The following is a 24540-nucleotide window of genomic DNA, read 5'->3' on the forward strand; positions in this document are numbered from 1 at the left end:
CAATTCGCTGCTGGGGGCGGGCACCCGGTGCGGGGCGCCGTCAGTGACCCACCTTCTCATCACCGGTGACCCGATCAGCGTCATCCACGGCCGACTCCGGCTCCGCGTCGGCCGGGCCGGAGCCGCCCGCCGCGGAGCCGTCCGCGGCGCCGTCGTCCGGGCCGGCCCCCGTGCCGCCCTCCTCGGGGTCGGGCGCCCCGTCCCCGTCGGCCGCCCGCTTCTTGCGCTGGAGGTAGAACCGGACCCCGGCCAGCACTATCAGCACCACACCGCCGCCGATGACGTACAGCACGCCGTTGGTCACCGAGGTGACCTGGACCATGAAGGTCACCGGCGCGCCGTAGCGCTGCGGGTTCGGGCCGGTCGTCCACAGCTGGGCGGTCATCTGCACGGAGCCGTTGACCTGGGCCTCGGCGGCGAACCGGTAGGTCCGGCTGGTGGTGCCGTCCAGCACCACCGGCTTGGGGGTCTGCTCGACGTTGACGCGGTTCAGCTGGGTGGAGGTGAGGCGCAGCTCCAGATTGCCGACCGCCTGGTTCAGGTCGTTCTTCACACTGATCAGCAGGGTCGCGTTGTCACCCGGCAAGGTGATCTCGCTCTTCGCCGGCACCCGGACCGCCGAGGTGAGGTTGTCCAGGTAGTGCTGAACACCGTCCCGGTAGGTGGCGCCGGGCTTGGCCTGCTCCCGCCACGCGGTCGACATCGAGCGGACCATCGCCGCGCTGAACGGGCTGCGCACCCGCTGCGGCTGGGTGAGGATCAGCATCAGCTGGTCCAGGCCGTTCTGCACCGCCATGGTCCGGCCGAGCGCGGTGGCCGACAGCTCGGAGGCGGCCACCTCCTGCGGGTAGCCCTCGGAGACGGCCGTGGCGGCCTCCGGATCGGCCTTGGCCGCCGCCACCGTGTGCAGGGTCGCCGGGCTGATCCAGTCGCCCTGCTGGGCCTTCTGCACGGCTTCCGCCAGCGCACCCGCGGTCGCCGCGTCCAGGTTGCGCGGCGGCAGCACCAGCAGACCGCGCGGCAGCTCCGGCATCTGCAGGTTGATCAGCAGGGTCTCCACCAGGAAGCGCTGCACGGCCGCCGTCCTGGCCTCCGGGGTGCCCAGCGGCTGCTCGAACAGCGCCGACAGCGTGTGGTCGGCGACCACACCGGTCTGCCCGTCGCCGATCGGCCGGGCCGCCCCCGGGGTGTAGGCGAGCGACTCGGGCTCCGCCAGCGAGGCACCGTCGACCAGCACCAGCTGCCCGCCCACGGTCCGCGCAGTGGCGGCCGTCCGCCGGTCGAGGCGGCCCAGGTACGGCCAGGCCACGTCCGACTTCACGTCCACCGACAGCCGGCCCTCGGCGGTCAGCCGACCCGCCGTGGCCGCCTTGCGCAGCGCGTTCTCCATCCCCGGCAGGTCGGCGCCGTTGTGCGCGATCGAGGCCAGGTCGGGGTCGGCGTACGGCAGCGACACCACCTCGTGCCCGGCCGTGGACACCGCGGTGCGCAGCTGGGCCAGCCAGGCGACGGCCGCGTCCTTGCCGGCGCCGGCGACGGTGTTGTCGTCCCGCGCGGACTCGCCCGCGGTGTCGGGCTTCTGCACCCGGTACGGCCGGGTCATCGCGTAGACGGTGTCCAGCAGGTCGGGGTCGACCATCCAGGTCAGGTTCTGCAGCTTGGCACCGGTCGCCACCAGCTCGTACAGCCGGCCGCCCGGGGCCAGCTCGGCGGCCAGGCTGTCGTCCCGCAGCACCGGCGTCTGGTCGTTGTCCGGCATGGTCTGGGCGACCAGCTCGGGGGCGTGGGTGATCGGCCAGACCACCGCGAGCTGGGTCTTCTTCTGGGTCGGCTCCACGTTGTAGGGGAGGAAGGTGCGGGCGATCCCCAGGACCCGCTCCTTGCCGCCGTCGGAGGTGCCCCAGACGTCCACCGCGAGCTCGTACACGCCGCTCTTGGCGAGCTCCAGCTCCGCGGTGCCGACCGGGATGCTGAAGTCGTGCCACTGGCCGGGGTCGAGGTCGCCCACCGGGACCTCCAGGTTCGGCACGTCCGACCCGTCGGTACCGGTCGGGGTCGAGCGCTGGGACACCAGCGCGACCTCGTTGCGGGTGCCCAGCGGCTTCTTGCCCGACAGCGGGGCGCGCACCCCGACGTGCGCGGACTTGATCGCTCCGCGGCCGGAGTTGAGGATCTTCCCGGTGATCGTCACAGTGCTGTTCTCACCGGCGATGGCCGGGGACACCGTGCTGATCGTCATCACCGCGGGGTAGTCCCCAGCGGCCTCCGGAGCGGCGGCGGCCGGCAGCGCGGTGGCGCCCAGCAGCACCGCACCCGCCGCCAGCAGACCGGCCAGCCGCCGGGCCGCCCGGCGGGCGAGGGCCGTCCGCCGGATCCCGGCCCGGGCCGACCCCACGCTTCGCTCGTCCACGCGCTTCGCCCTCGCCGTCGTCGATACCGATCAGTCAACCGTCAACCGCCACCCGGACCCGCCCACCGGCCGTCGACGGCGCCGCGTCGGCACCTCGCGGTGCCGGGGCAGCCCCGATCGACCGGTTCGCGGCGGTCCGTCCCGCCTGTCCCCTCCGGCATGGTAACGACGCTGCCCGGGCCGCAGTGTTGCGGGCCGGACGCTGCGCCTGCTCGCCACCCCGGCAGGGCCGGCACGGATATGGCGGGCGCCCTGGATGCCGGGGCACGTACCCTTGTGAGCCGTGTCCACTGCCAACGCGTCCAGCGCCAATCATTCCAGCTCCGAGACCGCCGCCGCCCTGCCGGGGCTGAGCGAGGCGCAGACCCGCGGCCTGCAGGAGCTGCTGCGGGTCTCTCCGGTCGCCGACGAGATCGCCGGCCGCTTCCAGTCTGCCGGTTTCCGGCTCGCACTGGTCGGGGGCTCGGTACGGGACGCCCTGCTGGGCCGCCTCGGCAACGACCTCGACTTCACCACCGACGCCCGCCCGGAGCAGGTACTGGGCCTGGTCAAGGGCTGGGCCGACGCGGTCTGGGACGTCGGCATCGCCTTCGGCACCGTCGGCGCCCGCAAGGACACCGCGGACGGCAGCTTCCTGATCGAGATCACCACCTACCGCAGCGAGGCCTACGACCGCACCTCGCGCAAGCCCGAGGTCACCTACGGCGACACCATCGGGCAGGACCTGGTGCGCCGCGACTTCACGGTCAACGCGATGGCCGTCGACCTGCCCGGCCGCGGCTTCGTCGACCCGCACCACGGCCTGGACGACCTGGAGGCCCGGGTGCTGCGCACCCCCGCCACCCCCGAGGAGTCCTTCTCCGACGACCCGCTGCGGATGATGCGGGCCGCCCGCTTCGCCGCCCAGCTGGACTTCGACCTCGCCCCCGAGGTGGTCGCCGCGATGACCGCGATGGCCGAGCGGATCACCATCGTCTCCGCCGAGCGGGTCCAGGCCGAGCTGAACAAGCTGCTGCTCGCCGACCACCCGGTCAAGGGCCTGCGGCTGCTGGTCGACACCGGCCTCGCCGACCACGTGCTGCCCGAGCTCCCGGCGCTGCGCCTGGAGCGGGACGAGCACCACCGGCACAAGGACGTCTACGAGCACTCGCTGACCGTTCTGGAGCAGGCCATCGCGCTGGAGCAGGACGGCCCCGACCTGGTGCTGCGGCTGGCCGCGCTGCTGCACGACATCGGCAAGCCGCGGACCCGGCGCTTCGAGTCCGACGGCCGGGTCTCCTTCCACCACCACGAGGTGGTGGGCGCCAAGATGACCCGCAAGCGGATGCGCGAGCTGAAGTACTCGAAGGATCTGGTCGAGGAGGTCTCCCGGCTGGTCGAGCTGCACCTGCGCTTCCACGGCTACGGCGGCGGCGAGTGGACGGACTCCGCGGTGCGCCGGTACGTCACCGACGCCGGGCCGCTGCTGGAGCGGCTGCACAAGCTGACCCGCTCGGACTGCACCACGCGCAACCGCAAGAAGGCGGCGGCGCTCGCGCGGACCTACGACTCGCTGGAGGAGCGGATCGTCCAGCTCAAGGAGCAGGAGGAGCTGGACTCCATCCGCCCGGCGCTGGACGGCAACCAGATCATGGAACTGCTCGGCCTGCGGCCGGGCCCGCAGGTCGGCCAGGCCTACAAGCACCTGCTGGAGCTCCGGCTGGAGCACGGCCCGATGGACCACGAGACGGCGGTGGCCGCCCTCCGGGAGTGGTGGGCGGCCACCGGCGAGCAGTGAGGCCGTGCGGCCGGTGCTCGGTGCGGCCGGTGCTCAGCGCTTGAGCGCCACCAGACAGAGCAGGTACCTGGTGGAGCTCTGCTCCTTGTAGTACACGGTCGTGGTGCCGGGGAAGGCGCTGCACCGCGCGGGGTCGGTGGTGTCCCTGATCTTCCCCAGCAGCCGGTAGTCGGCCTCCGGTGCGCCGCAGTCGACCACGGTGACCTCGGGGTCGGTGTAGGTGCCGGACTTGCTGAGACAGTCTCCGGTGGTCGCGAAGTCGGCGTCGCGACCGGCCATGAACGCGATCCCGGCGACGATGAGCACCGGCACCAGGAAGCCGAGGGCGGCGATCCGCCGGAACAGCGGCTTGCCGGGGTCCATCGGCCGGCCGGGAGCGCCCGGGATCGGCGGTGGCAGCTTGTTGATCTTCGCGCGCTGCGGAAGGTTGACCAGCATGGTGATCGGGTTGATCAGGATGGAGAAGAAGCTCCACCAGCCCTGCCACAGGCTCTTGGCGGTCATGTCGCGGTGCGCGGCGACGCCGCAGGTCCGGCAGAACGGGCCCGTGAGCTTGAGGAACCGCATGACCATGAGGATGCCCTGGTGGCCCCGGACGGTGGCCTCGACTGCCGGCACGGAGCCGCAGAAGCGGCAGACCGGGCCGTAGCCGACCGGCGCGGCTGCGGGCGGGCCCAGGAAGGGTCCGGGCATCTGCTGCCAGGGTTCGGCGGGCGCGGCGCCGTACACGATCGGCGGTGGTGGAGTGGGTGACGGAGGCGCGGGTGTCGGTGATGTGGACAAGGCCTGGTCCCCCGAGACGAGTGTCGTGCGGAAAGCAAAGCCCGGACGCTATCGGTTTGGGAACACAATGAGATAGTCCGTCAGATATATGGTCATCCAACCGTTATGACATGGTTCGAGATGCTGCCGGGGCGGAAGTGTCCCGGGGGGAAGTTGGCGCTTTAGCTCTTGCGCTCGATCGTGTGTTCCTCGCCGGTAGGCCTGACCGGTGGCCCGTGGTTGGCGTTCGCTGTGCTCCGAAGGCGGAGGGTCCGTCCTTCGAGAGCGAGGTGCTGGGATGTCTGTCGACGCCGTGCTGCTGGAGTCCCCGACGATGCGGTCGACGGTCGCCGACCGGGTCGAGGTGCTGGACCGGGTCAGGGCGCTGGAACTGCTGCCGGACGAGGTCCACGTCACCACGGAGGGGGTGGCCGCGTACTTCGGGGTGCCGGAGCAGACGATCTACTCGTTGGTCCACGACCACCGGGCCGAGCTCACATCGAACGGGTACGCGGTGGCGACCGGGGCCCGACTGAGTTCCTTGAAGGAAGTCTGTCGGATCCAGTCCCGGGCGCGGTCGCTCGCGCTGTTCACCCGGCGCACGGTGCTGAACGTCGCGATGCTCCTGCGGGACAGTGAAATCGCACGTCAGGTGCGGTGCTATCTGCTCGACGCCGAGCACGAGGCCCGGGCGGCCAGGGGGTCGGGGTGGGCAGCCGAGGCTGTGGACAACCCGTTCCCGCTGCCCGAGGGGAGCGTGGACGCCGCCGTCGCCAGGGTGGCCGAGCAGGTGGTCCGCTCGGTGCTGGCGGCGACGGTGGTCCCGGTGCTGAACGCCCTCGTGGACGAGGTCGGAGGCAACAGCCGGCGGCTCGACGCGGTGGCCGACCGGGTGGACCGGCTGGAGCGGATCGTGCTGGACGACGACGAGCGGACCGTCGCCCGGCGACGGCGGCGGTTGCTCGGGGCGCTGGACGAGGGGGTGCCCGACGACCCGGACGGCCCGGCGTATTGACGGTCGGTCGGGTCAGGCCTTCTTCGCCGGGGTGGCCCGGGTCGGTGGGCCGAGGCACAGGGACGTACTACTTCTTCCTGTGCCGGCGGCGGCCGGTGGAGCCGTGGTACCGGGCGGTGCTGCCCCGGGTCCTGGCGCACCTGGTGGTGTCGGTGGTGCCGTCCAACCGGGCGAGTACGCGGTAGTCGGCCCTGGCGTCGGTGCAGGCGACCTTGTCCAGGCTGTCGCGGCCGCTGGAGTGCACGCAGTCGCCGACCCCCGCCTTCGCCGGACCGCTGTCGCCGACGAAGTAGCCGACCACCGGGAGGAGTGCGCCGAGCCCGACCGCGGCCGTCCGCAACCAGGAGCGCGCCGGGCGGCGGGCCTTCGGCGGCGGTGTGCTCATCAGACGTCCCCCGAGGCAACTGTGCTGACAGCGCGGTGCGTTGACCTACTTCAGCGACCCGCCGCGACGCCGGCCCGTTCGGCGGGCCGGGCCGGGGTGCGGCGGGCGGCCCGGGCGTAGCCCACGGCGCCGAGCGCGTACACCGCGGCGACCCCGACCACCACCGGCACCGAGCGGCCGTTCAACGGCAGCACCAGCGCGGTCACCCCGGCCGCGGCGACGAAGGAGAGGTTGAAGAGAACGTCGTAGATGGCGAACACCCGGCCCCGGAACTCGTCCTCCACCGACTCCTGGACCAGCGTGTCGGCGCAGATCTTGGTGCCCTGGGTGACCACGCCGAGCAGCAGCGCGGCCACCATCGCCGGGCCCTCGGAGAACAGCAGTCCGAGGGCCGGGACGAAGACCGCGGCGGATCCGAGGCAGGCCGTCATCCAGCCCTGGAGGCCGAGCCGCCGGGTGCACCACGGGCTGATCACCGCCGCGAGGAAGAAGCCGACCGCCGAGAAGGCCACCGCCTGGCCGAGGGTGGCCAGCCCGCCGGCGCTGTCCTCGGGCTGGTTGAAGGTGTACCGGGAGAGCATCAGCACCGCCACGATGAGCACCCCGTAGCAGAACCGGGCCACCGTGACGGCGCCCAGCGCGTGCACCGCGGGTCGGCAGTCGTGCACCAGGTGGCGGACCCCGGCCAGCAGGCCCTGCCCGGCAGCCCCCAGCGCCTGCCGGAGCGAGGGCCGGTCGGGGTGCTGGGTGGGGCCGAGCAGGTCCGGCGGGATCCGCTGGGCGGCCAGCGCCGCGCACAGGTAGAGCACGGCGGCCAGGGTGACCAGCAGGGCGTCGGCCTGCCGGCCGGGTGCGAGCAGTTGGTGGACCACGAAGCCCAGGCCGCCGCCGGCCGCCGCGGCGACGGTGCCCAGGGTGGGGGAGATGGCGTTGGCGGTGACCAGCTCGCCGGATTCGACGACCCGGGGGAGGGCGGCGGAGAGTCCGGCCAGGATGAACCGGTTGAGTGCGGTCACCAGCAGGGCGGCGGCGAAGAAGAGCCACTCGGGCGCCCCGGCCAGCAGCAGCGCGGCGGTCACCAGGCCCAGGCCGAAGCGGGCCAGATTGCCGAGCTGCAGCACCCGCCGGCGCCGCCAGCGGTCGAGCATCACCCCGGCGAAGGGGCCGACCACGGAGAACGGCAGCAGCATCACGGCCAGCACCGCCGCGATGTCGGTCGGCGAGGCCTGCCGCTCGGGAGAGAAGATCACGTACGCGGCGAGCGAGACCTGGAAGACGCCGTCGGAGAGCTGGGAGAGCATTCGGACGGTGAGCAGGCGCCGGAAGTCCCGGCCGCGCAGCAGCCTGCCGAGTGAGGTCTGCTGTGCGCCCTGCGGGTTGCCGTGCTCCGTGATCGACACCCGCCCAGGGTGCCATGCCGACGGCCCATGTTTCACGTGAAACATGGGCCGGGAACGCCGCAGGGGGCCCCGGTACCGGACCGGGACCCCCTGATGTCACAGAGCGTCAGACAGGATCGGCGCACAGCTCTCGATGTGCCCGTCCGCTGCCGCCCCACGTGCGGCGGTTCAGCGCTCGACCTCGCCGCGGATGAACTTCTCGACGTTGTCGCGGGCCTCGTCGTCGAAGTACTGGACCGGCGGCGACTTCATGAAGTACGAGGAGGCCGACAGGATCGGGCCACCGATGCCGCGGTCCTTGGCGATCTTCGCGGCGCGCACGGCGTCGATGATGACACCGGCCGAGTTCGGGGAGTCCCAGACCTCGAGCTTGTACTCGAGGTTCAGCGGGACGTCGCCGAACGCGCGACCCTCGAGGCGGACGTACGCCCACTTGCGGTCGTCGAGCCACGCGACGTAGTCGGACGGGCCGATGTGGACGTTCTTGGCGCCCAGCTCACGGTCGCGGATCTGCGAGGTGACGGCGTTCGTCTTGGAGATCTTCTTGGACTCCAGGCGCTCGCGCTCGAGCATGTTCTTGAAGTCCATGTTGCCGCCGACGTTCAGCTGCATGGTGCGCTCGAGGATGACACCGCGGTCCTCGAAGAGCTTCGCCATCACGCGGTGCGTGATGGTGGCGCCGACCTGCGACTTGATGTCGTCACCGACGATCGGCACGCCGGCCTCGGTGAACTTGTCCGCCCACTCCTTGGTGCCGGCGATGAACACCGGGAGGGCGTTCACGAAGGCGACCTTGGCGTCGATGGCGCACTGGGCGTAGAACTTGGCGGCGTCCTCGGAACCCACCGGCAGGTAGCAGACGAGGACGTCGACCTGGCGGTCCTTGAGGGTCTGGACGACGTCGACCGGGGCCTCGTCGGACTCCTCGATGGTCTCCCGGTAGTACTTGCCCAGGCCGTCGAGGGTGTGGCCACGCTGGACGGTGACGCCGGTCGGCGGCACGTCGCAGATCTTGATGGTGTTGTTCTCGCTGTTGCCGATGGCGTCCGCCAGGTCGAAGCCGACCTTCTTGGCGTCCACGTCGAACGCGGCGACGAACTCCACGTCGCTGACGTGGTAGTCGCCGAACTGCACGTGCATCAGCCCGGGGACCTTGCCGGCCGGGTCGGCGTCCTTGTAGTACTCGACACCCTGCACCAGCGAGGCGGCGCAGTTGCCCACGCCGACGATGGCTACGCGAACCGAACCCATTCCGGTTGCTCCCTGAGATCTCATGAGACCCGCCGTGGTTCAGCGGTTCTCGTTCAGCATCTGTATGACTGTCTTACTTGTCAGACGGGCGCACGAGGCGCCCTCACCTACCGCCCACGCCGGGCGCGGGCGGTGCAGCGTTCCGATCAGGAACGCCCCGGGCGGTCGTGCGGTGGCCTCGGCGGGTCCGGGGACCCGGCCTCCTGGCCACGGCCGTCCGAAGTCTGTGGGGTACCCGACGGGCTGCCGCCGCGCACCGTCCGGTTGGCCCGCTCGGTCTCGATCAGCTCGTTGAGCCACCGGACCTCGCGCTCCACCGATTCGAGACCGTGCCGCTGGAGCTCCAGCGTGTAGTCGTCGAACCGCTCGCGGGTGCGGGCGATCGAGCTGCGCATCCGCTCCAGCCGCTCCTCCAGCCGGCTGCGGCGGCCTTCCAGCACCCGCATCCGGACGGCCTTGTCGGTCCGGCCGAAGAAGGCGAAGTGCACACCGAAGTGCTCGTCCTCCCAGGCGTCCGGCCCGGACTCGGCGAGCAGCTCCTCGAAGCGCTCCTTGCCCTCGGGGGAGAGCCGGTAGACGATCTTCGACCGCTTGCCGTTGAGCGCGGTGGCGGGGACGTACTCGGAGTCCGGGTTGTCCTCGACCAGGAAGCCCTGGGCCACCAGGTTCTTCAGGCAGGGGTAGAGCGTGCCGTAGGAGAAGGCGCGGAACGAGCCGAGCAGGACGTTGAGCCGCTTCCGCAGCTCGTAGCCGTGCATCGGAGCATCGTGCAGCAGGCCGAGAACGGCGAATTCCAGCACTCCGGAGCGCCTGCTCAACCCTGCCCGCCTCCTTCCCCCGCAGTCGTGGCGGCCGACGGACGGGTGGCCTATGCCGTCCCGATGTATCGGCTCGATATATCGAGAACAGTAAACCTGGGTCACGGAACGAGCAAGGGGGCCACGCGTGAACGTGATCACAAGACCGCCGGAGTGGTCGGGCGGCGCAGGTCAAGCGCATCGGAGGGGGTCTGGGCAACGGGCATGTAATGATCTGCCGTCGTTTTGCGGCTATTGCCAGCTGATGCCCGATTAGTACGGAATCAGGGGTGCGTACGCTGTCGCGTGTGCACGAGGACCGCCCCCGGGAACCACCGAATCCCTGGGGTCGGGCGGCGTCGGGCACCGGAGAACCCTGCCTTCAGGTCCGCAGGGCCTGACCGAGGAGTTGCTGAAAGATGAGCGAACACCGGCGGAGGTCGTCCAACCCGGGCGACGGGGAGCAGCCCGCGGGCGACGGGGCGGACGGCCAGAGCCCGTACGCCTACGGAAGCCCGGTCGAGGGTGCGCCCCGGTACGGCCGTGACGGCCGGCCGGTCGGCGGCCCCGACGAGCTGCGCTCCGAGGGGATCCGGCGCGGTGCCCGGCAGACCGCTCAGCAGCCCCGGCTGACCCGCGCGGAGATGCGCAAGCAGGCGCAGAAGAAGGGCGGCAAGGGCGGCGACACCGGGCCGGCCGGCCGCGGGGACCAGGCGGGCGGCAAGCCCGGCAAGAAACGGTTCATCGACTACCCGCGGTTCGGCAAGTCCGGGTTCCGTCGCTGGCTGCCGTCCTGGAAGCTGGTGCTGACCCTCTTTCTGATCTTCTTCGGTGGCACCGTCGGCGCGGTCGGGGTCGCGTACCAGATGACGCCGATCCCGAAGCTCAACGAGCTGGTGCACGATCAGAACAACATCTACTACTGGGCCGACGGCTCGGAGATGACCCGCAAGGGCACCACCAACCGTCAGATCGTCGAGCTGGCGAACATCAGCCGGCCCGCCCAGGACGCGGTGATCGCGGCCGAGAACGAGTCCTTCCGCGACGACAGCGGCATCGACCCCAAGGGCATCGCCCGCGCCGTCTACAAGATGGCGACCGGGGGCGAGACCCAGGGTGGTTCGACGATCACTCAGCAGTACGTGAAGAACGCCTACCTGAGCCAGGACCAGACGCTGTCCCGCAAGGTCAAGGAACTCTTCATCACCCTGAAGATCAACGGCCAGCTCTCCAAGGACGAGATCCTCACCGGCTACCTCAACACCAGCTGGTACGGCCGCAGCTCCACCGGCATCCAGGCTGCCGCCCAGGCGTACTACGGGGTGGACGCCAAGGACGTGAACGTTTGCCAGGGCGCGATGCTGGCCGCGCTGCTCAAGGGCGCCGCGGTGTACGACCCGACGCTCAGCGACGGCAACCGCAAGAACATGCAGGAGCGCTGGAGCTGGATCCTGACCCGGATGGTGGCCACCGGCAAGCTCTCCCAGGCGGACAGCGACAAGTGCGGGAAGACCTTCCCGGAGCCGATCGAGCGCAAGGCGCCGGCCAACATGAACGGTGAGGTCTACTACCTGGTCGACACCGCCAACAAGTACCTGGCCAGCAAGGACCCGCAGATCTCCCAGCAGAAGATCGACCAGGGCGGCTACCAGATCTACACCACCTTCGAGAAGGACAAGGTGGAGCAGCTGAAGAAGGCCGTCGACGACGTGCAGGCGGACTCGCTCAAGCCGGACAAGCGCGAGGCGGACAAGTTCGTCCAGGTCGGCGCCGCCTCGGTGCGGCCGAACGACGGCGCGATCGTGGCGCTGTACGGCGGCCCCGGCATCGAGAACGGGCACTACTCCAACAACGCGGACAGCACCGGCATCCCGGTCGGCTCGACCTTCAAGCCGTTCGTGCTGGCCACCGCGATGCAGACCGGCGTGATCAGCCAGACCGACGACCAAGGCAAGCCCAAGCGGATAAACGCGTCGTCCAAGTACCTCGCGGACGACAACTCGGAGATCCACAAGGCCGACGGCTCGCCCGCCATCGGTGACGACGGCAAGCCCTACCACCAGCGCAACGACAGCCGTAACAACCCGGGCTACGTCTCGCTGAAGACGGCCATGCAGTACTCGTACAACGTGCCGTTCGTCCAGCTCGGCCAGGACGTCGGCGGCAAGGCCGTCGAGGACATGGTGCTGAAGATGGGCCTGCGCAAGGAGAGCCTGCGGCCCTCCTCGACCCTGACCTACCCGCTCGGCACCTCGACGCCGAGCTCGATCCGGATGGCCTCGGCCTACTCGGTGTTCGCCGCGCGCGGTCAGCAGACCGACCCGTACTCGGTGAGCAAGCTGGTCTACAACGGCAAGGAGAACCCGGCCTTCACCAAGTCCGCGCCCAAGACGGTGCTGGACCAGGCCGTCGCGGACAACGTCACCGACGTGCTGCAGAACGTGGCCAAGGCCGGTACCGGTACCAAGACCAACCAGCTGGGCCGCCCGGTGGCGGGCAAGACCGGTACCACCGACGCCGGCACCTCGGCCTGGTGGGTGGGCTACACCCCGCAGCTGACCACCGCGGTCGGCATGTGGCGTGAGGAGCCGGGCACCTCCAAGCTGCTGTCGCTGAACGGCACCGCCGGCCACGAGTCCGTGCACGGTGGTGACTTCCCGACCGACATCTTCACCCGGTACATGAAGGCGGCCCTCAACGGCCAGCCCAAGGAGGACTTCCCGACCCCCGAGCCGATCGGTGAGGAGGTCGACTCCTCCGGGGCGCCGGCCTCCCCGTCCGCCTCGGCCTCGGCCTCCGACAGCCCGAGCGCGGCGGCGCCCACGGACAACCAGCCGGGGCCGTCCACGAGCTCCTCGGCGAGCACCTCGCCGAGCGCCAGCGCGACCGACACCGACAAGCCCTGCTTCCTCGGCCCGCTGTGCCCCTCGCCGAGCGCGACCCGCCCCACCGGCCGGCCGACCGGCAGCAAGTCGCCCAGCTCCTCGCCCTCGTCGAGCGGGAGCGCGAGCGGGGCGCCGGTGCCCTAGCCGGCCCGGAGCACCACCGGAACACCAGCAGTGCCGGACGCCGGCGGCCCCACCCGGGCCGCCGGCGTCCGGCGTTGCGAGGCGCGGCGTGTTGGGAGGGCAGTCTCCTCGTGGGGGCGATGGTGCGGCAGTATGTGCGCCATGACGTCGAGCACGCGTGACGAGGCCGCCGGCCCCGAACCCACCCCGGCCGCTGCCGAGGGTCCGCTGCCCAACACCGTGGTGGTGCCCGCCGACGAGGATCCGGTGGCGGCGGCCGGCAGCGAGCTGTTCGGAGGGCCGCCCGGGCGCCGGGCCCTGCTCGGCACGTCCTGGTGGATCCCGGCCAGGTTCCTGGCCCTGGTGGTCATCGCGGTCTACCTGCTCGGCGTGGTCCAGAAGGCGCCCTGCTACGACGGCGGCTGGTTCCACGGCGCGACCGCCCAGTACACCCACGCCTGCTACAGCGACATCCCGCACCTCTACTCGGGCCGCGGCTTCGACCAGGGTCTGCACCCGTACCTGGACAGGCTGCCGTCCCCGTCACCGGACATGCAGTACCTGGAGTACCCGGTGCTGACCGGCCTGTTCATGCAGGTCGCGGCCTGGCTGACGACGCCGGACGGGACGCTGGAGCACCGCGAGCAGTGGTTCTGGACGGTCAACGCGGTGATGCTGCTGATCTGCGTGGTGATCGCGGTGGTCGCGGTCTCCCGCACCCACCGCCGCCGCCCCTGGGACGCGCTGCTGTTCGCGCTGGCCCCCTGCCTGGCGCTGGACGCCACCATCAACTGGGACCTGCTGGCGGTGGCCCTCACCGCGGTCGCGATGGCGTACTGGGCGAACTCCCGGGCCGGTTGGGCCGGGGTCTTCATCGGTCTGGCCACCGCGGCCAAGCTGTACCCGATCCTGCTGCTCGGGCCGCTGCTGGTGCTCTGCTGGCGGGCCGGCCGGTGGCGGGCGTTCGGCCAGGCGCTCGCGGGGGCGGTCGGCGCGTGGCTGGTGGTCAACCTGCCGATCATCATCGCCAACCGCTCCGGCTGGGCGACCTTCTACACCTTCAGCCAGACCCGCAAGGAGGACTTCGGCTCCTTCTGGCTGATCCTCATGCAGGACCGCAACCAGCAGCTGCCCACCCTGAACACCTGGATCGGTGCGCTGCTGGTGGCCTGCTGCCTGGGCATCGGCTGGCTGGCGCTGTCCGCGCCGCGCCGCCCGCGCTTCGCCCAGCTGGCCTTCCTGGTGGTCGCCGCCTTCGTGCTGACCAACAAGGTCTACTCGCCGCAGTACGTGCTCTGGCTGATCCCGCTGGCGGCGCTGGCCCGGCCGCGCTGGCGCGACTTCCTGATCTGGCAGGCCTGCGAGGCGCTGTACTTCCTCGGGGTGTGGTCCTACCTGGCCTTCATCGGGGACTCCAAGCAGCACGGCATCGGCCAGGACTGGTACCACCTGGCCATCGTGCTGCACCTGGTCGGCACGCTCTACCTGTGCTTCATGGTGGTCCGCGACATCCTCCACCCGGAGCGCGACCCGGTCCGCTGGGACGGCAGTGACGACCCGTCGGGCGGGGTCCTGGACTTCACCCCGGACGTCTTCGTGCTCGGCAGCGCGCGGCGGCTGCGCGAGGAGGCGACCTACGCCGAGTACGCCCCGGGCGGCGAGGGCGACTGGCTGGTCCCGGTCGCCGCGCCGGCGGACGGCGGGCCCGTGGACGGCCGGGGTCGCGAGGAGCTCCGGGGCGGGCCGGACCGGCTCGGCTAGCGGTCCGTCACCTGGTCGAAGTGGGTGGTGGTGTGCCGGACGTTCAGCGTCAGCTCGTCACCGACCGCCGGGGGCTTGGTGTCGCCGGGCAGGAAGAGGATCGAGACCTGCATGTGGGGCGGCTCGGCGAACCACAGCTGGCGGCCGTCCCAGGCGTAGGGCGAGAGCGTCCGGTTCACCGTGGCCAGGCCCGCCCGGGCCAGGCCCTTGGCCCGGGGCACCACCCCGTGCACGTACTTCGGGGCCTCCAGGCCCACCCCGTGCGCGGTGCCGCCGGTGACCACCAGCAGCTGTCCGTCGGACGGCGCCTTGTGCTGGCGGTAGCCGTACCGCTCGCCCTTGGCGATCGGGGTGACGTCCAGGACGGTCGCCCGGGCCTGCAGCGCGCCGACGTCGCCCAGCCACAGCCGGGTGCCGATCCGGGAGTGGAACACCGTGTCCGGGAACTGCCGCCGCAGCCGGCCGAGATCGGCCGAGGCCAGGTGGCTGAGGAAGACGGTGGTGGCCGGCAGCCCGGCGGCGGTGATCGCCCGCACCCACTCGGCGACCTCGGCCACCGGGTCCGAGTCGTCCGGGCGGTCCAGCGGCAGGTGCAGCGCGAAGCCCTCCAGCACCAGCCCGTCGAGGGCCAGCCGGCCGAGGTCGTCCGGCGCGATGCCGTGCCGGCGCATGGTGGTCATGCACTCCACCACCACCCGTGAGCGGGTCGGCAGCGCGTGCAGCACCCCCGCGTGCGACACCGTGCGGATGGTCCGCCCGGCCGGGCCGGCCTCGGGCTCGCCGGCCCGGTACGGGGTGAGCACCAGCAGGTCCCCGGGGAAGGCCTCGGCCACCTCGGCGGCCTCCCGGCCGGTGCCCACCGCGAGCAGCCGGGTGCCGAGGCGGACCGCCTCGGTGGCGAGCCGGACGTTCCCGAAGCCGTAGCCGTTGCCCTTGGCGACCGGCACGAGCCCGGGGAACTCGACCAGGACGGACTGCTGGTGGGCCCGCCAGCGGGCGGTCTCCACGGACAACGAGAGGGTCATTCGTGCTCTCCCCGGATGGGTCGGTGGTCGGTGGCGCCGCTGCGGTCAGCGACGCGACATGTAGAGGTCGAGCGCCTTGTGCAGCAGCTTGTTCAACGGGAAGTCCCACTCGCCGAGGTACTCCGCGGCCTGGCCGCCGGTGCCCACCTTGAACTGGATCAGTCCGAACAGGTGGTCGTCCTCGTCCAGGGTGTCGCTGATCCCGCGCAGGTCGTAGACGCTGCCGCCGAGCGCGTAGGAGTCGCGGATCATCCGCCACTGGATCGCGTTGGACGGCTTGACCTCACGCTTGTGGTTGGCGGAGGCGCCGTAGGAGTACCAGACGTGCTCACCGACGGTGAGCATCGTGGTCGCGGCCAGCGGCTCGCCCTCGTGGTACGCGATGTACAGCCGCATCCGGTTCGGGTCCTCGGCCACCAGCGACTTCCACATCCGCTGGAAGTAGCTCAGCGGGCGCGGGGTGAAGTGGTCCCGCTCCGCGGTGACCAGGTACAGCTGGTGGAAGACCGCCAGGTCCTCGTAGCCGCCCTGGACCACCTCGACGCCGCTCTTCTCGGCCTTCTTGATGTTGCGGCGCCACAGCTGGTTGAAGCCGCGCTGGACGTCGTCCAGCGAGCGGTTGGCCAGCGGCACCTGGAACACGTACCGGGGCTGGACGTCGCCGAAGCCGGCGCCGCCGTCCTCGCCCTGCAGCCAGCCGGACTTGCGCAGCCGGTCGGCCAGCTCGAAGGCGCGCGGCTCGTACCAGTCCGGGTCGACGTCGCGCAGCCGCTTGGCCTCCTTGCCGGCGATCGCCTCCTTGATGGTGGTGGCCTCCCAGCGGCGGATCACCACCGGCGGGCCCATCTTCACCGAGAAGGCGCCCTGCGACTTGAGGTGCGCCAGCATCGGCTCCAGCCACTGGCCCAGCTCCCGGTCGAACCAGTCGATCACCGGGCCCTCGGGCAGGTACGCCAGGTAGCGCTTGAGCTTGGGCAGCTGCCGGTAGAGCACCAGAGCGGCGCCGACGAGGGCGTCGCCCTCGTCGAACCAGCCGAGGCTCTCCGAGCGCCACTCCGCCTTCACGTCGGCCCAGGACGGCACCTGCATGTGGCTGGCGGAGGGCCGGCTCCGGATGAAGTCCAGGTGCTCCTCGCGGGTGATGGTCCTCAGGCGCAGGCTCATTCTCGGGTGCTCCTCCTCGGTGGGCCGATCCAGGGTTTGACCCTATCGCCCGAATGGTCCGTTTCGGTGGGGTCGGGCCGACATGGCGTCGCCCTCCTTGCGGACCGCTGCACAGGTACTACGCAAGGAGGGCGACGAAGGTTACGGCGCTCTTTTCTCCTCAGTCGGCGGATCGGAGCTCGGCCGACGGCGCGCGCCTCACCACAGGCCGCCGTGGGCGATGCCCAGGTAGAAACCGACGGCCGACATTCCGAGCGAGATGACCAGGACGAACCGCTCGGCGGTGGTCACCGAGATGAACTGGCCCCAGAGCGCGACGGCGATGCCGAACAGGCCGGCCCAGGAGCTGAGCAGGTGCAGGCTGTAGAACCAGCAGCTGATGAACGCCACCAGGCCGAGCACGGCGGCGATGCCGACCAGGGTGTTCTCCCGCGGGTGCGGCTGGCCGTCGGTGTTGAGGGTGAGCGGGGGCATGCGGCGGACGGTCTGTGCCATGAGGACCCACCTCCGTTGGAGGAGGCATGTCCACTGGAGGGGACATGCCGTTCTGTCCAGATTGCTGCCGTATCGCGCGGATCACAACCCCTGCGGACACGGTCCGTGAGGCCTCCCGGCCGCCGCACCGGGCCGGCCCGGGTGGGCGGCGGTTTGGTTGGGCCGTCCGGGGCCAGGTAGGCTGTGCGGTCTGCACTGGTGTAGTTGTGCCCCCTCATGCCCGTTCGCGGGCGGGGGCCGATTGTCGGACCCCCTCGCTACGGTGAGCGGGTCGGTCACTGCTCCGGTGCCGACGCTGCACAACCCTCCTGCCACGGAGAGACCGTGGCCGTTGAGTCCAAAGGAGGTGGGTTCCACATGCGTCACTACGAGGTGATGGTCATCCTCGACCCCTCGGTCGAGGAGCGCGCTGTCTCCCCCCTGATCGAGAACTTCCTCAACGTCGTCCGCACCGGCGGCGGCAAGGTTGAGAAGATCGACACTTGGGGCCGTCGCCGTCTGGCTTACGAGATCAACAAGCAGTCCGAGGGCATCTACTCCGTCATCGACCTGAAGGCCACGCCTGAGGTCGTCAAGGAGCTCGACCGTCAGCTGAGCCTGAGCGAGTCGGTTCTGCGGACCAAGGTCCTGCGCCCGGACACCCACTGAGCCACTTCTGACGCCCTCCGGGCGTCAGGTGGTTCACGTCCGATGTTTCACGTGAAACATCGGGCGAGCACCGCAGAACTCCGTTCCGAGAGGTCATCACCACCATGGCAGGCGAGACCGTCATCACCCTCGTCGGCAATCTCGTCGACGACCCCGAGCTGCGCTTCACCCCGTCGGGTGCGGCGGTCGCGAAGTTCCGTATCGCGTCCACCCCGCGCACCTTCGACCGTCAGACGAACGAGTGGAAGGACGGCGAGAGCCTCTTCCTCACGTGCAACGTCTGGCGTCAGCCGGCGGAGAACGTGGCCGAGTCGCTGCAGCGCGGCATGCGCGTGATCGTGCAGGGCCGACTGCGCCAGCGGTCTTACGAGACCAAGGAAGGCGAGAAGCGGACGGTCTTCGAGGTCGAGGTCGACGAGGTCGGCCCGAGCCTCCGCTCGGCGACCGCCAAGGTCACCCGCGCCAACCGCTCCGGCGGTCCCGGCGGCCAGGGTGCCCCCGGTGGCGGCTTCGGCGGCCAGCAGGGCGGCGGCGGGTACGGCGGCGGCAACCAGGGCGGCGGCGGTGGCTGGGGTGGAAACTCCGGCGGCGGCGGCCAGTCCGGTCCGTCCGACGACCCGTGGGCGTCCAGCGCTCCCTCTGGTGGAAACCAGGGTGGCGGCGGCTGGGGAGCCCCGTCCGGTGGCGGCTTCTCGGAAGAGCCCCCGTTCTAAGCGGTACTGAAGCGGTGCGCGCCGGGCCCCTCGGGGCCCAGGCATGCGATGAGATTTCGTGCGGTCCACGGTGTTTTTGCAGGCACCCGGACCGTCAACCCAAATGGAGCACATGATGGCGAAGCCGCCTGCTCGCAAGCCGAAGAAGAAGGTTTGCGTCTTCTGCAAGGACAAGGTCACGTACGTCGACTACAAGGACACCAACCTGCTTCGGAAGTTCATCTCCGACCGCGGGAAGATCCGTGCCCGTCGAGTGACCGGCAACTGCACCCAGCACCAGCGTGACGTCGCCACGGCCGTGAAGAACAGCCGTGAGATGGCGCTGCTGCCCTACACCTCCACCACGCGCTAAGAGAGGGTGACCCCAGAATGAAGATCATCCTCACTCACGAGGTCCCCGGCCTCGGCAGCGCCGGCGAGGTCGTCGAGGTCAAGGACGGCTACGCCCGCAACTTCCTGGTCCCGCGTGGCGTTGCCATCCGCTGGACCAAGGGCGGCCAGAAGGACGTCGACGCGATCCGTCGCGCTCGCAAGATCCACTCGATCCAGACCCTCGAGGCGGCCAACGAGGTCAAGTCCAAGCTGGAGGGCCTGCAGATCAAGCTGGCCGTCCGCTCGGGCGAGGCTGGCCGCCTGTTCGGCTCGGTGACCCAGGCCGACGTCGTCGACGCCATCAAGGCTGCCGACGGCCCGGCCGTGGACAAGCGCGCCGTCGCGATCGGCTCGCCGATCAAGACCGTGGGCACCCACAAGGTCTCGGTCAAGCTGCACGCCGATGTCCAGGCCAACCTCGACGTCAACGTCGTCGCTGCCTGAACACCCAGCAGTAGCTCGCAGTAGCCCGAGGGCCGGGCTCCTCCTCGGAGGAGCCCGGCCCTCGGTGCGTGCGGGCCCGACGCCGGCAGCTGCTCCGGGCGCCGGCCCCGGGGACGGGCCCTCAGGCCCGGACCGCGCCGGTCACCAGCCACCTGCCGCCGCGCACCCGCAGCACCAGGAACCCCGCGCGCAGCAGCATGAACAGGTTCATCGCCCACCAGAGCGCCACCAGCCCGCCACCGAGGGCCGGCACCGCCAGCGCCACCGGGGTGAACACCAGGAGCGTGGCGAGCATCGCCCCGGCCAGGTAGCCGCCGTCACCGGCGCCCATCAGCACCCCGTCCAGCACGAACACCACCCCGCCCACCGGCTGGGTGAGCGCCGCCAGCAGCAGCACGGCGGTCAGCGGGGCCCGCACCGCCGGGTCCGCGCTGAACAGCGGGACGTACAGCGGCGCCGCCAGCACCATCAGCAGGCCGAGCAGCACCCCGGAGCCGATGCCCCACTCGACCATCCGCCGGGTGGCCGCGGTGGTGCCGGGCACGTCCCCGGCGCCGAGGTGGCGTCCGATGATGGCCTGGCCGGCGATCGCGATCGCGTCCAGCGCGAAGGCCACGAAGGTCCACACCGTCATCGCGATCTGATGGGCGGCCACCTCGGCGTCGCCCAGGTGGGCGGCGACCGCGGTGGCGATCAGCAGCACCCCGCGCAGGCTGACGGTCCGGACCACCAGCGGGCCGCCGGCCCGGGCGCAGGCGCGGATCCCGGCCAGGTCGGGCCGCAGCCCGGCGCCCTCCCGGCGGGCGCCGCGGACCACCACCAGCAGGTACGCGGCCGCCATCGCGTTCTGCGCCAGCACCGTGCCCCAGGCCGAGCCGGCCACGCCCAGCCCGGCGCCGTAGACCAGCCCCAGGTTGAGCAGGATGTTGGTGGTGAAGCCGCCCACCGCCACCACCAGCGGGGTCCGGGTGTCCTGCAGGCCGCGCAGCACGCCGGTGGCCGCCAGCACCATCAGCATGGCGGGGATGCCCAGGGCGCTGATCCGCAGATAGCCGACCGCGTACGGGGCGGCGGTCGGCGAGGCGCCGAGGGCCGCGGCGGCCTGCGGGGCCAGCGCGAGGGTCAGCAGCACCAGGCCCGCGGAGAGCAGCAGCGCGAGCCAGATGCCGTCGATGCCCTGCTGGACGGCGGCCCGCCGGTCGCCGGCCCCGATCCGCCGGGCGACGGCGGCGGTGGTGGCGTAGGCGAGGAAGACGAAGACCCCGGTCGCCGTGGTCAGCGCGGCGGAGGCGACCCCGAGGCCGGCCAGCTGGGCGGTGCCGAGGTGGCCGACGATCGCCGAGTCGGCGAGCAGGAAGAGCGGCTCGGCGACCAGGGCGCCGAAGGCCGGTACCGCCAGGGCGAGGATCTCGCGGTCGTGCCTGCGGCGGTGGGGGGCGGCGGTGGTCATGGCTGTCAGCCTACTCATCCACAGGTAAGTGACAACTGTGGGATTCACCACTTACTAGAAATCCAGGTCGACCCGCTTCGGAGGCGGGGGGAAGTCGGCCCGGCGGGGTGTGTGAAGAATTTCTCATGCACAGCCACCCGTGAGGGTTGCCGCAGGTCAGCGAGTTGACACCAGGGCGATCGTGTGGTTATCCACAGAGGTGTCCACAGGGTTGTTCACAGGTTTGGGCAGGTTCTCCACAGGAGTGGCCCTGTTATCCACATGGCCTGTGGATAACCATGTTGGCCGATCGGCCCCGGGCCCCGTAGCGTGGACGCGGCCCCGACTCCACCGCCCGGCGACACCGCCCGGCCCGGCGCGGAATTGTCGGCCCGCTGGCGTAATAAGGAGAGGACGCGCCACGGCACGGCAGTACCAACTCGCTCCACACTCGCTGATCGGGGAAGACGCGTGACCGGCCCCCAGTACGACGACCACGACGTCCCGCCCCCGCCGGAGGACGACTGGCAGCCGTCCGACGACGCCTTCCCCAGCTCCCCCTTCCCGGACGGCCCCGGTGACCGCCTGCCGGTCTCCCGCCAGCGCCGCGAGGGCGGCGGCGGTGGGTCCGGCAGCGGTTCCGGTGGCGGCGCCGGCTCCGGGTCCAAGGGCGGCTTCCAGGGCGGCAAGGGCGGTGAGGTCGCCCGGCGCGGCCGGGGCGACGCGGAGCGCTCGGAGGAGCGCCAGGGCGGCGGCGAGGGCTTCGAGCGGGTCCCGCCGCAGGACCTGGCGGCCGAGCAGTCCGTGCTCGGCGGCATGCTGCTCTCCAAGGACGCCATCGCCGACGTGGTCGAGGTGCTCAAACCGGCCGACTACTACCGGCCCGCCCACGAGCTCATCCACGGCGCGATCCTCGACCTCTACGCCCGCGGCGAGCCGGCCGACCCGATCACCGTCGCCGGCGAGCTCACCAAGCGCGGCGAGCTGGCCCGGGTCGGCGGTCCCGGCTACCTGCACACCCTGGTCAACTCCGTCCCCACCGCGGCCAACGCCGAGTACTACGCCGAGATCGTCCACGAGCGCGCCGTCCTGCGCCGGCTGGTCGAGGCCGGTACCCGGATCGCCGGCATGGGGTACGCCGCCGAGGGCGACGTGGACGAGATCGTGAACGCCGCCCAGGCCGAGATCTACGCCGTCACCGAGCAGCGCACCAGCGAGGACTACGCCCCGCTCGCGGACATCATGGAGGGCGCGCTCGACGAGATCGAGGCGATCGGCTCCCGGGCCGGCCAGATGTCCGGCGTGCCCACCGGCTTCGCCGACCTCGACTCGCTGACCAACGGGCTGCACCCGGGCCAGATGATCGTGATCGCGGCGAGACCCGCGATGGGTAAGTGCGTTACCGCCGGTACGGTCCTTATCGAGGCGTTGAGCGGTGAGCGCATCACCATCGCCGAGCTGGTCCGGCGAGGCCAGGCCGGCGAGCACCTGGAGGTGCACACCCTCGGGGAGGACTGGAAGCTGCGCAGCGTGCGGCCGTCCGACTTCATCGACAACGGCCGCCGCTCGGTGCTCGAACTGACCACCCGGCTCGGGCGGTCCATCACCGCGACGCCCAACCACCCGTTCCGTACCCTGCGCGGCTGGGTGCCGCTGGAGGAGCTCAGGCCCGGCGACCGGATCGCGGTCGCCCGCAGCCTGCCCGCCCTGCCGTCCGCCGAACTGCCGAGCGCGCTGGTCGCCCTGACCGGCTATCTGATCGGGGATGGGTGCCTGCTCGGCGGTACGCCGCAGCTGACCGCGTGCTCGGAGCCGGTCCGCCAGGACGCCGACCGCTGGGCCCGGCAGCTGCTGCTGCGGACCCACCACGGCAGCGTCCGCGCCTGCGCCGACCGGGACTGCGCGCAGCCGGTGGACGGGCACGAGCACCCGTCGCGGCTGACCTTCGACGGCGCCGTCCCCGGCCCGAACCAGCTGACCGCCCGGCTGCAGGAGTGGGGGCTGACGGGGCACGGGAGCCACTCCACGTTCGTCCCCGAGGTGTTCTTCCGGCTTCCCGAGTCGCAGATCGCACTCTTCCTGTCCCGGCTGTACGCCACCGACGGCTGGGCCTCGGTCTCCAAGCCCGGCGACCAACCGCAGATCGGCTACTGCTCGGTCAGCGAGCGGCTCGCCCGCGACGTCGCGCACCTGCTGCTGCGGCTGGGCATCGTCGCCAAGGTGGTCCGGCGGACGGTGCCCTACCAGGGCGAGCGGCGGCCCGCGTTCCAGGTCCTGATCCACGACACCGAGCAGATCCGCACCTTCGCCGCGCGGGTCGGCATCTTCTCCAAGGAGCGCGAGGTCGCCGAGGTGCTGGAGAGCATCGGCGAGCGGACCGGGCAGCCCCACCCGGACCTGGTGCCGGGCGAGGTCTGGGAGCTGGTCAAGTCCGAGAAGGGGGCGCTGAGCTGGGGGGAGCTGAGCGCGCGCTGCGGTCGGCCGCGCAGCCACAACTGGCACGTCGGCCAGCAGGTCAGCCGGCACCGGTTGATGGAGCTGGCGAAGGCGCTGGACTCGCGGGTGCTGCTGGACCTCGCGGATTCGGACGTCCAGTGGGACCGGGTGGAGTCGATCGTCCCGGCCGGCGAGGAGCAGGTCTACGACCTGACGGTGGACGGCACCCACAACTTCGTCGCCAACGACATCGTGGTCCACAACTCCACCCTGGCCCTGGACTTCGCGCGGGCGTGCTCGATCCACAACAACCTGCCGAGCGTGATCTTCTCGCTCGAAATGGGGCGCAACGAGATCGCGATGCGGCTGCTCTCGGCGGAGGCCCGGGTCGCGCTGCACCACATGCGCTCCGGCAACATGACCGACGAGGACTGGACCAGGGTGGCCCGGCGGATGCCGGACGTGACCAACGCGCCGCTGTACATCGACGACTCGCCCAACCTGTCGATGATGGAGATCCGCGCCAAGTGCCGCCGGCTGAAGCAGCGCCAGGACCTCAAGCTGGTGGTCATCGACTATCTGCAGCTGATGCAGGCCGGTGGTTCGCGGCGGGCGGAGAGCCGTCAGCAGGAGGTCTCCGACATGTCGCGAAACCTGAAGCTGCTGGCCAAGGAGCTCGAACTCCCGGTCATCGCGCTCTCCCAGCTGAACCGTGGCCCCGAGCAGCGCACCGACAAGAAGCCGATGGTCTCCGACCTGCGTGAGTCGGGCTCGATCGAGCAGGACGCCGACATGGTGATCCTGCTGCACCGCGAGGACGCCTACGAGAAGGAGTCCCCCCGCGCGGGCGAGGCGGACCTGATCGTGGCCAAGCACCGTAACGGCCCCACCGCGACCATCACGGTGGCCTTCCAGGGCCACTACTCGCGCTTCGTCGACATGACCCGCGACGTGACGTGAGGTGATGTGAAGCGCCCGCGCGCGCCTGCGTCGAATGCGGTCGAAATCTGACGTTCCGACAGGTCGGCGGGGGGTTGGGCGGGCCGGGTGGTGGTTTGTGGGTGGCGGTTCGGGGACGGAATGCGGAATTCCTGGGGGAGGGGGGAACTGTGTTGTTCGTTCCCGGCGAAATCTGTACCCTGAGCGGGCTTTCTATCTGATCATCACTCACGATGACTGGGGGGTCGGTGTCTCGTCACCGTCTCGTCGCGAGCGCGGCCGCATTTGCCGCAAGCCTCGCTTTTGTAC

The 24540-nt window shown here is 71.0% G+C and carries 19 protein-coding genes; 9 read left to right on the forward strand and 10 right to left on the reverse strand.

The window, feature by feature from the left end:
• Positions 1 to 40 precede the first annotated feature (40 nt).
• A complete protein-coding gene (locus AB0K43_RS06985) occupies positions 41 to 2410 on the reverse strand; it encodes a DUF6049 family protein (RefSeq protein WP_363636608.1) in 2370 nt (789 codons plus the stop codon).
• A 349-nt stretch (positions 2411 to 2759) separates the two neighbouring features.
• Between AB0K43_RS06985 and AB0K43_RS06990 the strand changes: the two genes are divergently transcribed.
• On the forward strand, positions 2760 to 4187 hold the full coding sequence (locus AB0K43_RS06990; RefSeq protein ID WP_363636746.1) for a CCA tRNA nucleotidyltransferase: 1428 nt from the start codon (positions 2760 to 2762) through the stop codon (positions 4185 to 4187).
• Between the two features lie 33 nt (positions 4188 to 4220).
• Here the strand turns inward: AB0K43_RS06990 and AB0K43_RS06995 are convergent, their stop codons facing one another.
• A complete protein-coding gene (locus AB0K43_RS06995) occupies positions 4221 to 4880 on the reverse strand; it encodes a hypothetical protein (RefSeq protein WP_363636610.1) in 660 nt (219 codons plus the stop codon).
• Between the two features lie 367 nt (positions 4881 to 5247).
• On the opposite strand from AB0K43_RS06995, the gene AB0K43_RS07000 reads away from it, so the two are divergent.
• Positions 5248 to 5964 carry a restriction endonuclease gene (locus AB0K43_RS07000; protein ID WP_363636612.1) on the forward strand — a complete coding sequence of 239 codons (717 nt, stop codon included), beginning with the start codon at positions 5248 to 5250 and terminating at the stop codon, positions 5962 to 5964.
• A 67-nt stretch (positions 5965 to 6031) separates the two neighbouring features.
• Here AB0K43_RS07000 and AB0K43_RS07005 read toward each other — a convergent pair whose 3' ends face one another.
• The 4 genes from AB0K43_RS07005 to AB0K43_RS07020 form a co-directional block, all read right to left on the reverse strand.
• On the reverse strand, positions 6032 to 6349 hold the full coding sequence (locus tag AB0K43_RS07005; protein WP_363636614.1) for a hypothetical protein: 318 nt from the start codon (positions 6347 to 6349) through the stop codon (positions 6032 to 6034).
• Between the two features lie 50 nt (positions 6350 to 6399).
• The gene (locus AB0K43_RS07010) at positions 6400 to 7749 is read right to left on the reverse strand and encodes an MFS transporter (RefSeq protein WP_363636616.1); all 1350 of its coding nucleotides are present in this window, start codon (positions 7747 to 7749) and stop codon (positions 6400 to 6402) included.
• 168 nt (positions 7750 to 7917) lie between these two features.
• Positions 7918 to 9000, reverse strand: coding sequence for an inositol-3-phosphate synthase (locus tag AB0K43_RS07015; RefSeq protein ID WP_363636618.1), 1083 nt, complete (start codon positions 8998 to 9000; stop codon positions 7918 to 7920).
• 146 nt (positions 9001 to 9146) lie between these two features.
• Entirely contained in the window at positions 9147 to 9818 is a 672-nt protein-coding gene (locus AB0K43_RS07020; RefSeq protein ID WP_363636620.1) for a PadR family transcriptional regulator, read from the reverse strand.
• Positions 9819 to 10216: 398 nt separating this feature from the next.
• On the opposite strand from AB0K43_RS07020, the gene AB0K43_RS07025 reads away from it, so the two are divergent.
• Complete coding sequence (locus tag AB0K43_RS07025) at positions 10217 to 12826, forward strand: transglycosylase domain-containing protein (RefSeq protein WP_363636622.1); 2610 nt, start codon at positions 10217 to 10219, stop codon at positions 12824 to 12826.
• Positions 12827 to 12967: 141 nt separating this feature from the next.
• Complete coding sequence (locus tag AB0K43_RS07030) at positions 12968 to 14566, forward strand: glycosyltransferase 87 family protein (RefSeq protein ID WP_363636624.1); 1599 nt, start codon at positions 12968 to 12970, stop codon at positions 14564 to 14566.
• Here the strand turns inward: AB0K43_RS07030 and AB0K43_RS07035 are convergent.
• The 3 genes from AB0K43_RS07035 to AB0K43_RS07045 all read right to left on the reverse strand — a co-directional run bounded on the left by AB0K43_RS07035 (position 14563) and on the right by AB0K43_RS07045 (position 17250).
• Entirely contained in the window at positions 14563 to 15591 is a 1029-nt protein-coding gene (locus AB0K43_RS07035) for an alanine racemase (RefSeq protein ID WP_363636626.1), read from the reverse strand. The two genes, AB0K43_RS07030 and AB0K43_RS07035, sit on opposite strands and share 4 nt — an antisense overlap.
• Before the next feature lie 45 nt (positions 15592 to 15636).
• Positions 15637 to 16755: a peptidoglycan bridge formation glycyltransferase FemA/FemB family protein gene (locus tag AB0K43_RS07040; protein WP_363636628.1), complete on the reverse strand. Its 1119-nt coding sequence runs from the start codon at positions 16753 to 16755 to the stop codon at positions 15637 to 15639.
• A gap of 198 nt (positions 16756 to 16953) precedes the next feature.
• Positions 16954 to 17250: a hypothetical protein gene (locus AB0K43_RS07045; protein WP_363636630.1), complete on the reverse strand. Its 297-nt coding sequence runs from the start codon at positions 17248 to 17250 to the stop codon at positions 16954 to 16956.
• 357 nt (positions 17251 to 17607) lie between these two features.
• On the opposite strand from AB0K43_RS07045, the gene rpsF reads away from it, so the two are divergent.
• The 4 genes from rpsF (at position 17608) to rplI (ending at position 19427) form a co-directional block, all read left to right on the forward strand.
• Positions 17608 to 17898 carry a 30S ribosomal protein S6 gene (gene rpsF / locus AB0K43_RS07050; protein ID WP_030270167.1) on the forward strand — a complete coding sequence of 97 codons (291 nt, stop codon included), beginning with the start codon at positions 17608 to 17610 and terminating at the stop codon, positions 17896 to 17898.
• 104 nt (positions 17899 to 18002) lie between these two features.
• Entirely contained in the window at positions 18003 to 18611 is a 609-nt protein-coding gene (locus AB0K43_RS07055) for a single-stranded DNA-binding protein (RefSeq protein WP_363636632.1), read from the forward strand.
• A 115-nt stretch (positions 18612 to 18726) separates the two neighbouring features.
• A complete protein-coding gene (gene rpsR / locus AB0K43_RS07060; RefSeq protein WP_033821237.1) occupies positions 18727 to 18963 on the forward strand; it encodes a 30S ribosomal protein S18 in 237 nt (78 codons plus the stop codon).
• A 17-nt stretch (positions 18964 to 18980) separates the two neighbouring features.
• On the forward strand, positions 18981 to 19427 hold the full coding sequence (gene rplI, locus AB0K43_RS07065; RefSeq protein WP_363636634.1) for a 50S ribosomal protein L9: 447 nt from the start codon (positions 18981 to 18983) through the stop codon (positions 19425 to 19427).
• A 121-nt stretch (positions 19428 to 19548) separates the two neighbouring features.
• Here rplI and AB0K43_RS07070 read toward each other — a convergent pair whose 3' ends face one another.
• Positions 19549 to 20877, reverse strand: a complete 1329-nt coding sequence (locus AB0K43_RS07070) for an MATE family efflux transporter (protein ID WP_363636636.1) — start codon at positions 20875 to 20877, stop codon at positions 19549 to 19551.
• Positions 20878 to 21441: 564 nt separating this feature from the next.
• Between AB0K43_RS07070 and dnaB the strand changes: the two genes are divergently transcribed.
• Positions 21442 to 24252: a replicative DNA helicase gene (gene dnaB, locus AB0K43_RS07075; protein WP_363636749.1), complete on the forward strand. Its 2811-nt coding sequence runs from the start codon at positions 21442 to 21444 to the stop codon at positions 24250 to 24252.
• Positions 24253 to 24540 lie beyond the last annotated feature (288 nt).

The sequence above is a fragment of the Kitasatospora sp. NPDC049258 genome (assembly GCF_040678895.1).
In the GTDB taxonomy this organism is placed as follows: Bacteria; Actinomycetota; Actinomycetes; order Streptomycetales; family Streptomycetaceae; genus Kitasatospora.